The 17,291-nt window shown below is 49.0% G+C and carries 13 protein-coding genes; 5 read left to right on the top strand and 8 right to left on the bottom strand.

What is annotated here, in order from left to right:
• The first annotated feature begins 23 nt into the window (after window positions 1–23).
• Window positions 24–878: an NAD(+)/NADH kinase gene (locus tag PJI16_09645; protein ID MDT3777816.1), complete on the top strand. Its 855-nt coding sequence runs from the start codon at window positions 24–26 to the stop codon at window positions 876–878.
• 102 nt (window positions 879–980) lie between these two features.
• On the opposite strand, the gene PJI16_09640 is transcribed toward PJI16_09645, so the two are convergent.
• Complete coding sequence (locus tag PJI16_09640; GenBank protein MDT3777815.1) at window positions 981–1,343, bottom strand: hypothetical protein; 363 nt, start codon at window positions 1,341–1,343, stop codon at window positions 981–983.
• Window positions 1,344–1,480: 137 nt separating this feature from the next.
• On the opposite strand from PJI16_09640, the gene arsC reads away from it, so the two are divergent.
• Window positions 1,481–1,831 carry an arsenate reductase (glutaredoxin) gene (gene arsC, locus PJI16_09635; protein MDT3777814.1) on the top strand — a complete coding sequence of 117 codons (351 nt, stop codon included), beginning with the start codon at window positions 1,481–1,483 and terminating at the stop codon, window positions 1,829–1,831.
• Between the two features lie 35 nt (window positions 1,832–1,866).
• Here arsC and PJI16_09630 read toward each other — a convergent pair whose 3' ends face one another.
• Complete coding sequence (locus PJI16_09630; GenBank protein MDT3777813.1) at window positions 1,867–2,487, bottom strand: DnaJ domain-containing protein; 621 nt, start codon at window positions 2,485–2,487, stop codon at window positions 1,867–1,869.
• A 267-nt stretch (window positions 2,488–2,754) separates the two neighbouring features.
• Between PJI16_09630 and PJI16_09625 the strand changes: the two genes are divergently transcribed.
• From PJI16_09625 to PJI16_09615, 3 genes are all read left to right on the top strand, one after another.
• A complete protein-coding gene (locus tag PJI16_09625) occupies window positions 2,755–3,261 on the top strand; it encodes a c-type cytochrome (GenBank protein ID MDT3777812.1) in 507 nt (168 codons plus the stop codon).
• Window positions 3,262–3,343: 82 nt separating this feature from the next.
• On the top strand, window positions 3,344–7,060 hold the full coding sequence (locus tag PJI16_09620; protein ID MDT3777811.1) for an aldo/keto reductase: 3,717 nt from the start codon (window positions 3,344–3,346) through the stop codon (window positions 7,058–7,060).
• An 86-nt stretch (window positions 7,061–7,146) separates the two neighbouring features.
• Window positions 7,147–7,908 (top strand): zinc transporter ZupT, encoded by a 762-nt coding sequence (locus PJI16_09615; protein MDT3777810.1) that lies wholly within the window; start codon window positions 7,147–7,149, stop codon window positions 7,906–7,908.
• 243 nt (window positions 7,909–8,151) lie between these two features.
• Here the strand turns inward: PJI16_09615 and PJI16_09610 are convergent, their stop codons facing one another.
• The 6 genes from PJI16_09610 to hpt form a co-directional block, all read right to left on the bottom strand.
• A complete protein-coding gene (locus PJI16_09610; GenBank protein ID MDT3777809.1) occupies window positions 8,152–8,880 on the bottom strand; it encodes a pentapeptide repeat-containing protein in 729 nt (242 codons plus the stop codon).
• Window positions 8,881–9,149: 269 nt separating this feature from the next.
• Window positions 9,150–11,711: a DNA internalization-related competence protein ComEC/Rec2 gene (locus PJI16_09605; protein ID MDT3777808.1), complete on the bottom strand. Its 2,562-nt coding sequence runs from the start codon at window positions 11,709–11,711 to the stop codon at window positions 9,150–9,152.
• A 261-nt stretch (window positions 11,712–11,972) separates the two neighbouring features.
• Window positions 11,973–13,322 (bottom strand): phosphoglucosamine mutase, encoded by a 1,350-nt coding sequence (glmM, locus tag PJI16_09600; GenBank protein MDT3777807.1) that lies wholly within the window; start codon window positions 13,320–13,322, stop codon window positions 11,973–11,975.
• A gap of 254 nt (window positions 13,323–13,576) precedes the next feature.
• A complete protein-coding gene (gene folP, locus PJI16_09595) occupies window positions 13,577–14,365 on the bottom strand; it encodes a dihydropteroate synthase (protein MDT3777806.1) in 789 nt (262 codons plus the stop codon).
• A 439-nt stretch (window positions 14,366–14,804) separates the two neighbouring features.
• Complete coding sequence (gene ftsH / locus PJI16_09590; GenBank protein MDT3777805.1) at window positions 14,805–16,622, bottom strand: ATP-dependent zinc metalloprotease FtsH; 1,818 nt, start codon at window positions 16,620–16,622, stop codon at window positions 14,805–14,807.
• A gap of 108 nt (window positions 16,623–16,730) precedes the next feature.
• Window positions 16,731–17,282, bottom strand: coding sequence for a hypoxanthine phosphoribosyltransferase (gene hpt / locus PJI16_09585; GenBank protein ID MDT3777804.1), 552 nt, complete (start codon window positions 17,280–17,282; stop codon window positions 16,731–16,733).
• Window positions 17,283–17,291 lie beyond the last annotated feature (9 nt).

The raw sequence follows: 17,291 nt of genomic DNA, 5'->3' as shown, positions 1-17,291 counted from the left end.
AACACCATTTCTTATCGAAGCTCATGTCTACCTTCCATACTATCGGAATCATCACCAAGCCTAACGCCCCTAACATTCTGCAGGAAATCTCCCATCTCCGTGATTGGTTGGTTTCACATCACAAAACTGTCATTCTTGATTCCACTCAAGGGTTCCCTACTTCTGATAATCCCACCCGTATTCAGATTGCCAAGGAAGCCGACCTTCTCATTGTATTGGGTGGCGATGGCACAATGTTAAGCGGAGCACGGCTCGTTGAACAACGAGGAATTCCCATACTGGGAGTCAATATGGGAGGTCTGGGTTTCCTCACTGAAATCAACTTTGATGATCTCCCCACAGCCTTAGAAAAAGTGTTCGCAGGAGAATGTCAACTGGATAAACGCTTGATGCTAAAAGTCCAGCTACAACGGGGTGACCAAATCCTCTACACCTATTCAGCCTTAAACGACGTGGTAATAAGTAAAGGACATTTAGCGAGAATGATCTCCACCAAAATATGGGTGAATCATGCATTCATGACAAACTTGCGTGGGGATGGACTGATCGTCGCTACCCCGACGGGATCGACAGCTTATTCCCTTTCGGCAAAGGGTCCGATTTTAGATCCACAGCTGGAAGTATTACTAATAAACCCAATTTGCCCGCATACCTTTTCCCACCGCCCCTTCCTCGCCCCTGGTGATGTGCCAATCACCATTGAACTGACAAGTCAGGAACCAGCCATGGCCACCATTGATGGCCAAGTGGGAATGGAAATCCTGACGGGTGATCTTGTGCAGGTTCGAGCATCAGACCACCGTACACACCTCATTCGTTTTCCAGAGCGAAGCTATTTTGAAGTGTTACGCACAAAATTAAAGTGGGGGGATGGGTAAATCCTGCCTTCAAGATTCCCCTAAAACCGACACAACCACATTCATGTCTATCCCATTTGCCAGCCTGGCAACCTGCCGGAAAGTCCTTGTTTCAAAAGGGACTTATGGGGCGCACTCCGGACATTCTTTCCGCTCAACCGGAGCATGAAACTCCGATGAAGTGAGAGGAAAAACTTGATCGCACGTTTCGCAATAGCGAATTTCAAAAAAAGGTACGCCGTCCTCGTTGATCTCACAAGGTAATAATAAATCTATGGGATCAAATCCTAGCGTTTTTTCATCGGGGAACTTTACCACGGCAAGGCGAACGTTAAAAAATTCAAATACCCCTTCCTTGCCTTTATACCGATCTTCATGACCCATCACATACACGGGCTGGCCTTTACGTTTAAGCCGAAGATCCTTTAAGGTTCGCTCCGTCTCAGATGCACAAAAAAAATCTTGAGCTGGGTTTAGGTCGCTCATACTGGCAAAATCCCTCGGTCGTTTAAATTCATCAGACTGTTCCTTCCGCCTACAGCTGGACCAGCTTGTAGCATGGCCTCAAAAGGAGGTCAAGGCGGTGAAAAAATTGACAGACCATTTACAAAGGAGGCGTATCCATGGCTGACATCCTCATTTATCACAAACCCACTTGCTCCACTTGCCGACAGGTTATCAAATTAGTGGAGGAAAGCGGACAACCCTTTACGACCATTAACTACTACGAAAAAACATTTTCCAAATCCACACTCAAAGGGCTACTCAAAAAGGCGGGGATCAAATCGTCAGAAATTATTCGAAAAAAGGAAGCGATTTACAAAAATCTGAACTTACAAGACTCACAATTCACTGATGATGAATTATTAGACATTCTGATCAAACACCCGGATCTCATCCAGCGTCCTCTGGTTCAAAAAGGGGACCAGGCAATCCTCGCCCGCCCTCCGGAAACAGTCAGCAAAATTCTTTAACGAAATCCTCGCGGGGGAAAAAGCCTGGCCAAAAGTCAGAATGGCCGCTGGACAGAATCCGATGCCGTACCGCCGAAATAGTCGGTTTTGAGGAATTGGTAGGCTTCGATAATTCGCCGCAGTTCCGGCTCGGAACTGCGGTCGCCTTGTCGGATATCAGGATGTATCTTCTTCGCCCGCTCACGAAAGGCTCGAGTTACCACTGGCAAAGGACTTCCAAACTCAACCCCTAGCACTTCATAGGCGTGGACGGACGAACGAATTTCTCCACGAACAGAAGTGGGCTCTCCCTCCCCTCCTCCACCTCCGGCAGCCTTAAAGAAATTAAAGAGATTGATCTTGTGCCGTCGACGGCGGGGACGCTGCCTTATTTCGCTCTCAAACTCTTCAAAACGGTCTTCAATAAATTCTAACCGGGATTCCAAGCGCTGGGCGGTAGTCAGTTCGGTAATATCCTCCAACTCCCCCTCAACCAGCCCCAACATCCGATCAACCTCCATCAACCCCTGCTCAACATGCAGATAGGCCTCAGTTCGCTCTTGAAACATTGTTTCAATAGCAAAGTCCAAGCTTTGCTCAGATTGGTCGCGTAGCTTCGAAATCCGCCGACTCATGCCAGCCACAAATTTCCGTCGATTGTGCTCGTTTAATGCCATAATGCCAATGCTCAAGGAAAATTTTTGGCCAATTGTAACACAACTGTCCACTAAGCAAGGGGACTCTTATTACTCGAAAAGAGAGAATGCCGACTTAATTAAAACAAGTGATTAAAGGCGGGGTTTGCCCCTCACCTTGATGATTGGTATCCTGTTTACCCTTGAGCGCATAACCTTAGAAGATCATACATGGTGAAGAACGCGAGTGATTTCCACAATATTAAATTTCTTTCTGCCTATCCAAAATTTGCATTGAAGGAGATTTGCATGAATCACTACCGGCTTATTTTGGGAAGTAGCTTTATCCTCGCCACCATTCTTGCGCCACCTGCCTGGTCTGCCAACCCTGCTGGGTATGGTACCGCAGGCGGTGAATTCAACATCAAAATCTCCCGGGTCCCTTCGAATGAGATCGCCAAAGCCAAATCGGCGAAACCTCCCATTGAGCCCACTCCGGAAATCCTGGCGGAAGGAAAAGAAATCTTTCTGGGACGTGGGGGTTGTATTAGTTGTCATGGGGCAGAAGGAAAGGGGGATGGGCCGGCGGCAAAAAACCTTCCCATTCAACCGAGAAATTTCACCAACCCTAAGTTTAACACCTATCGAACACCTGGTGAAATGATGTGGGTCCTCAAAAACGGAAGCATGGGACAGACCGGCCGGGTCCCCGGAACCGGGATGCTTCCTGTTGTACAACCCAAAGGATTCATTTCGGAAAAGGATGGCTGGAAGGTGTTGCTGTATGAACGAAGCCTCGGAAACCAACAAAAATAGTATTTCTCCTAAATTATGTATTGTTAGATAGTACTACGTCTCCAATTTTTATTATCCTGATCACGTTGAGTGAAAAACCTTTATGTCTGAATCCACGACAGAGCACAAACCCAATCGACTGAGTCACGAAACCAGCCCTTACCTCCTTCAGCATGCCTACAATCCAGTAGATTGGTTCCCCTGGGGCGAGGAAGCGCTGAATATGGCAAAGAAAGAGAATAAACCAATTTTGCTCTCCATTGGCTATTCAGCCTGCCATTGGTGCCACGTCATGGAGCGGGAATCGTTTGAGAATCAGGCCATCGCGGAACTGATGAACCGGTATTTCGTGAATATCAAAGTGGACAGGGAAGAACGGCCGGATTTGGATGAAATCTATATGCAGGCCACCACTGCCATGAACCAGGGTCACGGTGGGTGGCCCATGACCGTGTTCCTCACCCCCGATCAGGATCCGATTTTTGCAGGAACTTATTTCCCTCCTACGGACCGCTATGGTCGTCCGGGATTCGGATCAATTCTGACAAACATTGGGGAAGGGTGGAAGAAAGATCAATCCAACATCACCCAACAAGCCAGTCGATTCACCACACGTCTGAGAACCGCTCTACAACCTGCATCTCCGCTTGCCGTTGGTGAAGCCGAGATTGAAAATGCCGTCAAGCAATTTGCCCGTGATTTTGATGCACGTTATGGGGGATTTGGACGAGCGCCCAAGTTTCCGCCCGCCACCGGACTCTCATTTCTCTTACGTCAGTACCACTGGAGTCTGGAGAAAAAAATACTCGCCATGGTCACCAAAACTTTGGATGGCATGGCCGCAGGGGGACTGTACGATCATATCGGCGGCGGATTTGCGCGCTATTCCACTGATGATGAATGGTTAGCCCCCCACTTTGAAAAAATGCTGTATGACAATGCCCTCCTCGCCCGGACCTACGTTGAAGCCTTTCAAGTCACAGGGGAAAATCGATACCGCCAGGTCGCCACGGAGACCTTAGATTACATTTTGCGAGAAATGACCGCACCGGAAGGCGGGTTTTATTCAGCAACTGATGCGGACAGCGAAGGAGTAGAAGGGAAGTTTTTCGTGTGGACGCCGGAACAGATACGTGAACTCATAACAAATGAACAAGACGCCACCCGCTTCTGCGCCTATTACGACATCACCGAGGAAGGCAATTGGGAACACACCAACATCCCGCGCACAACGAAATCACTAGAAACGGTCGCAGAGGAATTAGGCTGTTCCACCGAGGATCTACGAGACACGATCAGCCGTGTGCGCCCGGAAGTCTACCAGGCACGTCTGAAACGAATCCCACCTGGACTTGATGATAAAATCATCACCGCCTGGAATGGCATGATGATCGGGACAATGGCCGAAGCCGGTCGAGTATTTAACCACCAACCCTATCTAGTTGGTGCCATCCGTGCCGCCGATTTTCTTCTGACCACACTTTCAGGTCCGGAGAGCCGGCTGTGGCGCACCTATCGGTCAGGGCATGCCCATCTCAATGCCTGTTTGGAAGATTATGCCTATGCGGCCGAAGCCATGATCGACGTTTATGAAGCCTCTGGCCAGGAACGGTACCTTCATGAGGCGGTCTCATTAGCTGAACGTATCCTGGAAGATTTTGAAGATCGGGACAACGGTGGATTTTTTACCACCCCCACTGATCATGAAGCCTTAATTATCCGGGGACGGGAAGGCGCCGATGGTGCAACTCCCAGTGGAAATGCGGTGGCCGCTTCGGCTTTGGCCCGCCTATCATTTCACGGTGATCGTGATGACTTTCGGAAAGCCGCGACCAATGCTATTCGTGCCTATGGACAACAAATTGGGCAGGTGCCCAGAGGGTTTCCCAAAAGTCTCATGGTCGTAGACCTCCTATTACGAGGCCCTATCGAGTTGGCCCTTGTAGGAATTCCCGGCGATAAGCTATACGACCAACTCCGTTCAGCAGTGAATGCGTGTTTTGTGCCTTACCGCATTTTGGCCTACAAGCAGGAGCTGAATGGTGAACCGACTCATCCCCTTTTGGCCGGAAAAACTCTGGCGAATGGGAAATCCGCGCTGTATGTCTGTAAAAACTTTGCCTGTCAGGCTCCGATCACCGATCCTCAAGAGGTCGTTGACGCATTGAGCCATCCTCAGGGAACCACCACTTCACACACGAAAGAACCACCCCTGCAAGCACTGACCACCCAGGGCCTTTCCGGACATGCCACTCCTCAAGGAACGGGGCAATACGTAGCCAGAATCCTTGCCAGCCCACAGGATTCTCGCCCTTCTCCTCATGGATATACGTCTTTGGGTTCAACCGGATTGACGACTTCTCGCATAGGCTTTGGTGGTTACCGGATCGACGTTGGGGTGGAAGACCACCGAAGGGCTCTTGAAAAATCTTTACAAGGCGGGTGCAACCTTATCGATACGTCCACCAATTATGCCGACGGTGGAAGCGAACGGTTGGTCGGTGTGGTGCTCAAGGATCTTGTTGCTAAGCAGAGGATCTCCCGCGATGAAATCATTGTGGTCTCAAAAATCGGCTATGTGCAGGGAAATAATATTACACGCGCCGAGGCCAGGGAACAGGCCGGGAAACCGTTTCCCGAAATGGTCAAATATGGCGAGGGCATCTGGCATTGTCTCCATCCTTCATTTCTAGAGGAACAACTCATTCTGTCTCTTGACCGACTGGGGCTGGAAACCCTGGATGTCTGTCTCCTGCACAATCCAGAATATTTTTTGTCTGATGCCAAGAACCGGAACTTATCAATTGATCCACTCAGACTTGAGGATCTCCGGCAGGAGTTTTATCGGCGTCTGCAAGAAGCTTTTACCTATCTGGAGACACAAATCGCCGCCGGCCGTTTGCAATACTATGGGATCTCCTCCAATACCTGCACGGCCAAACCCGATAATCCCGAAGCCACATCACTTTCTCGTATGCTCAAGGCCGCTGAGTCTGCCGCGAAACATGCCGGCCTCCCTCACCATCATTTTCGTGTTCTGCAACTCCCAATGAATATATTTGAATCGGGAGCCCTGCTCACACCCAATACCGGACCTGAACAGTCGCAAACGGTCCTGGCATTTGCCCAGGAAGCCGACATTGCTGTTCTGGTGAACCGGCCTCTGAATGCCATTCCGGGAAAAGGCGGAGGCATGATACGTCTCGCAGATCCCCAAGCGGAAATTTCCAATACGAACTTTGATGCCCAGCACCCAAAAGTCGCCGCGCTGGAACACGATTACAAGCAGGTGCTAGCACCCCAGGTCCCCAAACCGGAAAAAGGAGCTGCTCCACTGGACTATTTCAACTGGGCCGAAGAACTGAAACGAATTCGTCCGTCCATCCACAATCTTGAGCACTGGGACCAAATCGAATCACAAACGATTGCCCCTCATGCCAATCAGGTCTTCCAACTACTCACCAGACATTTCGCCGGCAAACAGGAAGAAGAACAAATATGGGAATCGTGGCGGGATCGCTATGTCCCTGAACTCGTCTCCCTCCTCAAGGTCATGCGCATGGAGGCCGCGCATAAAAGTGCGAAGAAACTCTCTGAAATTCGTAAGCTCATAGACCCCCTCATACCGGATTCCAAACGGGAAGAACCTTTTGCCCGTAAAGCCATCTGGGCAGTAGCCAGTACCCCAGGTGTAACCTCTGTGCTCAATGGCATGCGACATCCTGTCTATGTCGATGACTCGCTGGGCATCATGAAATGGGAACCGCTCTCTCAAACCCGAGCACTATTTGAAGCCATTCATACATCCGAGATTCCCTGATCCTTGATCCCATGTTATTTATAATATGAAAATGAAACCAAGTTTCATTATTGCCAACAAACTCTAATATTTGATAGGTTTGTTTCATGGAAACAATTGGACCATTAATCGGGCTTGGCGCAATTGCGGGAGTTTTCCCGATTTACCTTGGCATCATCCTGGCCTTGGTCATCGCAAAGGCCATGAGCAGAGCCTGGGAAGGCTATTTAACCGGAATCGCCACGGGTGTGCTTGTCTATCTCTTTTTTGACCTCATGCACGAAGCCGTAGAATTCACCGGCGCGACGGATCCGCTATCCTGGGTTGCCTTTCTCGGAAGTTTATTGATCGGGTTTGTGGGGCTGGTACTTATTGAGCAACGCCAACAGGGTCGGAACAGAACGGAGCCATCAAAGCTGTTCTTACCCTATATGATCGCCTTAGGAATGGGCCTCCATAACCTGGGCGAAGGCCTAGCGATCGGCGCCGCCTATATGCAAGGTGAATGGGTCTTAAGTGGTGTCCTCATCATGGGTTTTGCTTTACACAATGGGACAGAAGGATTTGCCATTATTGGCTCGGCTGGAAAATCAAGACCAAGTTTCAAAGATATCATTTTGATGGGATTGATAGCAGGCCTACCAACGTGTCTTGGGACTTTGATCAGCGGATTCGCAGTATCCTACTACTTTACTATCATGTTTTTTGCCTTAGCTGCAGGTTCGCTGTTATACGTCATCTTTTCATTAACCACGATTTTCTACACTGCCACACGCCGGGTCCAATCGGCCTATGGGGTCTTCACCGGTATCAGTCTCATGTTCCTCACTGCCATGGTTCTGCAGATAGTCAGCGGCATCCGCACGTAAGAAGGCGACTAGCTCAAACCCAGCACTCCTTGAAATTCCGCAGCCAACCTGTTGTTCATTGCGGACCTTCTGAACGACCACCCTCGTTCTGCTTACACCATAAAAAATGGCCAGTCTTTTCCTCTCAGATTAGGAGGTCCCCATCAAAACTCACATTATCCAACGTTGGCATGACCCTTCGAGACCCCATCATATTTTTCCCTCACTTGTAGAAATTTCTTGATACCTACCAATGCCTCTTACCTAATCCTGTTCACCTATATGGGGATACTCCCTTACCAACTGTTCATAGATGAGCGGGTCAAGTTGAGCCTGCCGCAACGATTTGGCTTTTGACAATTGGAGGAGCGTCATGTTGGCAAGAGTCTGAAGATTAGCCTCCTGAAAATCCACTTGAATTACTGAAGCCTTTTCAACATTCGCACCCAGTAGATTGGCTTGCTTGAGATTGGCCTGCGCCAGATCAGCACGACCAAGATTGGCACCGGCGAGATCTGCCTGGTCCAGATTTGCCTCTCGAAGTTTACATCCTTCCAAATTAGCCTCGGTGAGTTTTGCACCCTGCAAATTGGCCAGGTGAAGATTCGCTTCAGTCAGATTCGCTTTAGTCAGATTTGCCCCTGTTAAATCCGTCTTGGCGAGATGTGCCCGCTCAAGATTCGCCTGTATGAGTATGGCCCGGAGAAGGTCCGCGTCACTCACATTCGCATTTTCCAAGTTCGCGCCGGTTAAATTCGTTTCCAACAAGCTGGACTCAGTCAAATTAGCCCCGGACAATATGGCACCTGAAAGATCCGCGTGATTGAAATTGACATCTTGCAAGTTGGCACCCGCCAAATCGACACCGGACAATTCCATTTTGGAAAAATTCCCACCACTCAAATCTACGCGATTGGAAGGATTCGCCTTTCTCCAGGCATTCCAGGGGTCCACACCCACCTTGATGAGCTTCAATTGCTCTTGATTTGCCATGAGACTCCTTTTAATGCCGACAACCCGTCTTGATACAATATTGTATCCGAGGCTTAACAGTATATCCTCTATTCTATGGTGGCTTAAAACAATTAATACAAATTCAACACACGTCTCTTCCCAATATGCGGGAAAAGATCCAACCCCTCAGCAATTGACGGATTCGAGAATTCTACCGTAAAACATCCCAGATGGAATCAAAAGTGGGTAGAAGGTCAAGCATGGAAATGACCCTGAAGCCCACATAGCGAGTTATGGGAAAACCCTGTTTATCGGTTTCTTATCCGAGTCCAATTGGCCCATTCCTCTCTCCACATACCCGGACCAGCTTGAACCTGGAGCAGGCTTTCCTCCATTGCTGTTCTCACCATCATGTCGTCCAAACCGGGAGTCGCGGTGAACCAGACTGCCCCATCCCGATCAGTCCGGTATAAAGGAAGGCCTCGCTTTTTATACGCATCCAAAACCTCGGGAGCCGGATGGCCATACCGGTTGTGGGCTCCAACCGAAACAACCATCGCTTCAGCTTGAAGTCGATTCACCCACTCACGGTTCAGAGAACTTTTCGCTCCATGATGCGGCACTTTCACGATGCGAGCAGAAAAACCATTGGAAACGTGCAGCAAATCATCAAGAGATTGCTGTTCCACATCGGCCGTGAGCAAAAAGGAATGGTTCCCGCACTCGAGTCTGGTAACGAGCGATCGATTATTGAGATCCTTTCCACTAGACACTGTCCAGGAACTATACCTCTCCGCCCGTTCGCTACGGGAAGGACTCAGCACAATCAGAGAACAAGGTCCTGAGCTGACAATGACAGTTCCTGCCGAAAGTATCTGTTCCCGAAGCCCGGCGGATATTACCGCCAAGTGGAGACGAGAAAAAAATCGTTCAGGCCGAGAGACGCCATTATCCCAATACTGTCCTACTTTAAACGTGTCCAACACCCACGGTAATCCGCCGACATGATCCCATTGCGGATGCGTCGCGATCACATGATCCAGCCGCCGGATACCCTGATTCCAGAGATATGGCCCGATGACCGCACGTCCCATATCCAATCGTCGATAGGATGGTCCGCCATCGATCAACACGGTTTGACCGTCGGGTAATTCAATGAGGGTGGCATCACCCTGCCCCACATCCAGGAACGTAACTCGTACGGTTCCCGGATCCCACCCGGTGCGTGGCGACCATCCCCACCACAGCAGAATCGCAAGCAGGATTGTCCCACACCCCCATCGGAACAGATGCCGATGCCACAGGGCCACAACCCCAGCCAGCATTCCCCAGAAGACGATCATCGAACTCAGGCTCGGCGATGCGACATACCAAGTCGCTCCCGGAATATGTGAGAGCATCAATACGACCTGCGCGAGCCAGTCAAAGACCCATTGATTGACACTAGCCAAGGGAAGAGTGCCTCCTCCCCCCATTAAGACGAGCATTCCTGACAACAGACCTAGAGGAATCATCAACGCGCCAACCAAGGGCACAATCACCATATTGGCAAATAACCCCAGCCAGGGTATTTGATGAAAGTCATAGGCAACCAAAGGCAAGGTGGCCAAACTGACTGCGAGGGTGATCAGCCAGGCTAGCACAACCTTATGCCAGAGACCCACGACCCAGGTCGGTTGTGCCGGTGGGAAGGCTTCATCTAATCCCGATAGGTTGGATTCCTTCTGTTTTCGCACCAGAACCACGAGGGCAATCGCCGCAACTGAGAGATATGATAACTGGAATGAAATATCCTGAATGGCCTCCGGATGCGGCAATACCATCAGGAGGGCGGCGACGGCTAAGGCTGTCACCAAATTGCGCTCCCTTCCCAACCATATGCCGACGCAACACACAACGATCATGATCCAGGAACGGACCGTCGCCATTTCCGCACCAGCCAGCAAGGTATAAAAGGAAACGGCGGGCAATGTGATGAGGACCGCAAAGCGGGTGGCGGTAAGTCGTAAGGATAGTCGCTCAAGCCAGAATATTGGTAAATGGCGGAAGGTCCATCGTGCCCCGGCAAAAATCAACAAAGCCAATAGGCCTAAATGAGATCCAGAGATCGAGAGGATATGCACGGTTCCGCTGGCCATAAATGCGTCTCGAATGTCCGAATCAATATAACTCTGTTCTCCTAATACCATCCCCAGGAATAATCCCAAAGCAGGATTTCTGAGACTGGACACTGCCGCGTGATGAATCGTTTGGCGCCAACCATCCACAACACCTAAGATCAACTCACGGGTAGTCCGCTTTTGGGCATCCTGAACCCTGATGGCTTCCGGGCCTTGCACAGTCGCGACAGCATGGATCCCCTGCCGTTTAAGGTATTGCCCAAAATGAAACCCGCCAGGGTTCATTGTGCCATAGGGTTCGCGTACTCGGGCCATGAAGGCAACGTGATCCCCATAGACCAATGAATACTCACCGGGGTCCCGCCAGGTGAGACGGATTCGGCCCTGAGCCACCTGCTCCTTTCCCTGCCTCACCAATCGAGTCGCCTCCACCAGCAAAATGAGCCCATCTGGAGTTTGCCGGACGGGGGCCACAATCCTTCCTTCAAGAAAAATTAACTGCTCCTCGACCACAGCAACTAGATTCGAATCTAACTGAGCAATCGATGCCCAATGCGCATGACCGATTCCTCCTACCACAAGCGCAAATAGGATAAATCCTGTCTGTCGTGTTACACGTTTCTGTTGTTCAAACCAGGTAAGGATACACCCAAAACTAAGAAGAGCCCCTAGAAGTGACAGGGGAAACAAGGTAAGAAACGGACCAAGCCAAAGCCCGGTGAGGTAGGACACCACTCCAAGAAGTATCACATAGGACAGCGCATATGGTTAATGAAGCTCATCTCAAGGCCTACTAAGGTTTCCTTACTCAAAGACCCCATAATTAAGCGTAGAGTATGGCCTTCCACCGTCTCCAGGAGACCATGCCCATAAAAGAAGCAAGGGACTTAACTCAAATGGTTGAGGCTGGAGGAAAGCAGGCCATATGGATTATTGCGTCTATTTCTTCCTAAATGCCAAATCTTTCATTGGAGCAAACGACTGAAATAATGGCGAGAGCCCCTCTAATCCTTACTGAATGCAGGACTTCACCACCGTAATTAAATCTTCCGCAATCTCCTTGATAACCATGCTATCCTGCCCTTCGACCATCACTCTCAGCAACGGTTCCGTACCGGAATAGCGTACAAGGATCCGTCCGGTTCCATTCAGCAGGCGCTCTTTGTCTTGAATCGCCTGCTGTAACTGTGGAAGGGTCTGCAGGTCCGGTTTACGGGGAACGGTGACCCCCACCAACACCTGAGGCGTGGAATGCATACACATGGCAATTTCCGACAGTGGCTTTTGAGCCCGCTGCATCAGCTTCAGCATTTGCAAGCCGGAGATCATCCCATCACCGCTCGTATGATAATCCAAGAAGATCATATGGCCGGATTGTTCGCCACCCAGATTATAATCTTCAGCCACCATCCGCTCTAAAATGTATCGGTCCCCCACTGCTGTTCGTATCAGATTGATACCAGCTTCTCGCATGCAGACCTCAAACCCAAAATTACTCATCACGGTTCCCACCACCGTATTGTGTCGTAATCGGCCTAGTCTTTTGAGGTCAAGAGCAAAAGCCGCGAGAGCATGATCTCCATCGACAACCTGTCCTTGCTCACAGACAAACAACGCCCGATCCGCATCTCCGTCCAGGGCAATACCGAGGTCGGCCTTCCTGTCTCGAACCATTTGCTGCAATCTTTCCGGGTGCACTGCACCGCACCCGTCGTTAATATTGAGACCATCAGGATCATTACCCATCACCCAGACCTTCGCTCCCAGTTCACGAATGACCTTTGGAAAAACGTGATAAGCCGCTCCATGTGCACAATCCAAGACGATTCGCATATTCTGAAAATCCATTTCACGCGGAAGCGAGCGCTTGACGAACTCAATATATCGTCCTTCGGCATCATCAATGCGATAGGCTTTCCCAATGGCCTCGGCCGTCGGTCGAATATGCTCAATTTCATTCGAAAGAATAAGGTCTTCCATTCGATGTTCCAGTTCATCAGGCAGCTTCATCCCGTCATTCGAAAAGAATTTGATGCCATTATCCTGATAGGGATTGTGAGAAGCAGAAATCATCACCCCAGCATCAGCTCTCAGGCTACGGGTCATGAACGCGATTGCTGGGGTCGGTAAGGGTCCGACTAATAAGACATCCACACCCATGGAGCATAGGCCGGCAGTTAAGGCCGACTCCAACATATACCCGGACACACGAGTATCTTTACCAATGATGATTTTATGTCGTCCATCTCGTTTTCGGAAAACATGGGCCGCCGCCCGTCCTAATTTCATCGCCATTTCGCTGGTCATCGGATCCAGGTTCGCGACCCCACGCACCCCATCCGTACCGAATAGTTTCCCCATGTGGCTCCCTTTTCTTTCCTAGTAATTTTCGCAGGCCAAAAAACAATTTGAGTAGTGGAGTATTTTCCCTGTCTCTCCACCCATTAGCAAATCAAGGGATTGGAAAGAAAATTCAAAAATTTCCACTTTAATCAAGGACAATCATTCTTTGCGGCATCGCCCAGGGGGCGACCAATATTGGGCATATGGCTCATCACGACGGTTATAAGCAGAACAAACGGGTGGAAACGCCGCTTGGAGAATATACTCCTATACTACTTGTCGCACGAATTTTGTAAAGCTTGAGCCACCAAAATGGCATCATGCATGGCTCCCACCTCATGGACTCGTACCATATGTGCTCCCTGCCAAACAGCAGCGGCCACCGCAACAGCATTCCCGAATTCTCGTTCACCAACCGGCCTTCCAGTTAACGTGCCAAGGAATGCCTTCCGTGACACCCCAATTAAAATAGGTTGTCCCAATGGAAGCAACTCCCCAATGTTACGGAGAATTTCTAAATTATGACTGAGGGTTTTCCCAAACCCGATTCCCGGATCAACTAAAATATGATCTGCCGGAATCCCCATCGATTGGGCCATGGAGACCCGTTCAGATAAAAAGTTCTTTATCTCACCCACGACATCATTATATTGTGGTGCATGCTGCATATTTACGCTATGGCCCTTCCGATGCATGAGGACAACCCCCGCTCCGTATTCTTGAATTAATTGAGCCATCCGAGGATCATCCTGAAGAGCGCTCACATCATTGATGATATCGGCCCCGAGATCCAACGCCTTCCGAGCCACGGCAGCTTTCCGTGTATCAATAGAAAGTGGGATATTGGTAAGTTTCCTCAAAACCGTCAGAATGGGAAAGATTCTTTTTATTTCCACATCCTCGTCCACATATGACGCTCCAGGCCTCGTCGATTCCCCACCGATATCAATCAAATCCACCCCCTCCGCAATCATCTGTTGTGCCCGCTCAATGGCTGCCCCAATTTTGAGGTTCCGCCCATCCTCAGAAAATGAATCTGGGGTCACGTTCAATATACCCATTATTAACACCTTTGACCCAATGGGCATTCTTTTCTCCCGACAGCGAATTTCAGGAAATATGGACTTTGGAACAGACATGGGCTTCAAAGCCCCTGGCTGCTGACAAAATCATTTCCATGATTGGCTCTAATAATCATATAAGGCTCTCCATCTTATAAAGCACAATGATTTGAATGGCTAGGAAATCGAGAAATTCAACAAAAATACGTGGGGGATAAAGTTTGGCGGTTAAGTTCGCTAGGCAAATCCACCACAATGCTGGTGGGGCCCGTGTTAAAATGCTCTTCATCCACGAGGGATAGGGAAGTTTGATCTGAATGGAAGCAGGCGTTTCAACCTATTATTCATAAAAAAGGGGAACGAGCAGAAAAACAAATCTGCTCAGTTTTGAAATAGAATTACATCACTATTCTGAATGAAAAGCACATCAGAAAATCCGTTATACTGCGGCAGCTTGCTCAAGGGAAGATGACTGTTGAACGATTTTTTCAATTTCTATACCGTCTAACACCTCTTTCTCCAACAACGCTTCTGCAATGGCCCGTAATGTATGAATGTGCTCGGTCAGCATCCTGGTCGTTCGCTCATAAGATTCAATCACCAGGCGTTTGACTTCTTTGTCGATTTCTAACGCAACTTGATCACTAAAATCTCGGCGTGAACCAAAATCACGACCCAAGAAAACTTCTTCGTCTTTTTTTCCAAATGTCAATGGACCTAATTTGTCACTCATACCCCATTCGCAGACCATTTTCCTGGCCAATTCAGTGGCCCGCTCAATATCGTTCCCTGCCCCAGTCGTCACACTTTTAAAGATCAATTCTTCTGCAACGCGCCCACCAAATAAAATGGAGAGCGTATTGTACAAAAAGTCCTTCGAGTAACTATGTCGATCATCGATGGGTAATTGCATCGTCATGCCAAGAGCCCGTCCACGAGGAATAATGGTGACCTTGTGAACAGGATCCGTTCCTGGCAAGAGTTTCGCCATCAATGCGTGGCCAGCCTCATGAAACGCTGTCGTACGCTTTTCTTCCTCAGTCAGAACCATGCTCTTACGTTCTACACCCATTAACACCTTATCTTTGGCGTTTTCAAAATCAATCTGGTCAACAGACTTTTTATCAAGGCGAGCTGCCCACAGAGCCGCCTCATTGACCAGATTTTCCAAGTCAGCCCCTGAAAACCCTGGAGTCCCTCTGGCAATTTGTTCCAGATCCACATCTGAGGAGACAGGAACTTTTTTAGTATGAACCTTGAGAATTTCCCCTCTCCCACGAACATCAGGACGATTCACCACAACTTGCCGATCAAACCGGCCTGGTCGCAACAAGGCAGGATCGAGCACATCCGGTCTGTTGGTGGCCGCAATCAGGATCACACCTTCCGTCGTGTCAAACCCATCCATTTCCACTAACAATTGATTCAGTGTTTGTTCCCGTTCATCATGACCTCCGCCAAGACCTGCGCCCCGTAGTCGTCCTACCGCGTCAATTTCATCAATAAAGATGATACAGGGCGCATGTTTTTTCCCCTGTTCAAAGAGATCTCGAACCCGGGAAGCCCCAACCCCGACAAACATTTCTACAAAGTCCGATCCACTGATACTGAAAAATGGCACCCCTGCCTCACCGGCAATCGCTTTGGCCAACAAGGTTTTTCCGGTCCCTGGAGGTCCCACAATCAGAACGCCCTTAGGAATACGCCCGCCTAATTTTTGGAATTTTGCGGGATCCTTCAGGAAATCGATGATTTCCACGACTTCTTCTTTAGCTTCATCTACCCCCGCCACATCTGCAAATGTGATTTTTTTCTTCTCTTCTGTCAGGAGGCGCGCACGGCTTTTTCCAAATGACAGAGCCCGATTACCGCCCATCTGCATTTGACGCATCAGGAAAAACCACAAGCCCAAAAATAGAACAAATGGCCCCCAAGAGAGCAGGAAGGTGATATACCATGGATTATCTTCAGGTGGTTTGGCTTCAATTTGTACGGATTTTTCCTGTAAGACCTTAACTAAATCTGGATACTCGACAGAATACGTTTGGATCCTGGTACCATCTTTCAAAATCGCGCTGATATTATTGTTCTTGATGATGACTCGTTCAACATCCCCTTTTTCCAGGTGAGCCATAAAATCACTAAAAATCACCGGATCTTCCGGGTGCTGATTTGGCACCGTAAAGAGGTTGAATAACAAAATCATGAATAAACACACAAAGACCCAAAACAGTAAGTTTTTCACCCGAGAATTCATACCGAGGGTAACCCCCTTAGAAATTCAAATGTCATAATGAGCCACACTATCGAGACAATAGCTTAACCAATTGATTCTATCACGCACTTTTTACAACTGACAACCGCATCAAGACTGCGAGTCTTCTTGAACCAAATTCGGATCGAGTTTAGCCAGGTAGGGAAGATTTCGATATTTTTGCTTAAAATCAAGCCCATATCCCACAAGATAGGTCGGAGGCACCTCAAACCCCACATACCGCAAATCAACCTCCACCTTACGATTGGCAGGCTTACTAATCAACGCGCAGACAGCCACGGAGGCTGGTTTCTTTTTCATTAAATTTTTGACTAAAAACTGTGCGGTAACTCCAGAATCAACGATATCTTCTACCAGCAACACATGGCGGTTATTGATCTTTTCGGTCAACTCGGACCACACTTTCACCTTTTTTGCCGAACTCCCTATTGCTTTGTGACTTTTGGCAATTAGAAAATCAATCTGAATCGGCAATCGAATAACTCGAACCAGGTCGGCAAAAAATACATAAGCTCCCTTGAGGACCCCAACAACGAGGAGGTCCTTGCCTTGATAATCCAGAGAAATTTGCTTTCCCAATTCCTTAATGCGAGCTCTCATGGCTTCTTGCGTCACGAGGGGTTTCCCAAAAATTTGATTCATAGAGACTTC

It is taken from the genome of Nitrospira sp. MA-1, assembly GCA_032139905.1.
Taxonomy (GTDB): domain Bacteria; phylum Nitrospirota; class Nitrospiria; order Nitrospirales; family UBA8639; genus Nitrospira_E.
Note: the sequence above shows the minus strand (reverse complement) of the source record. Positions and strands in the feature narration are given on the sequence as shown.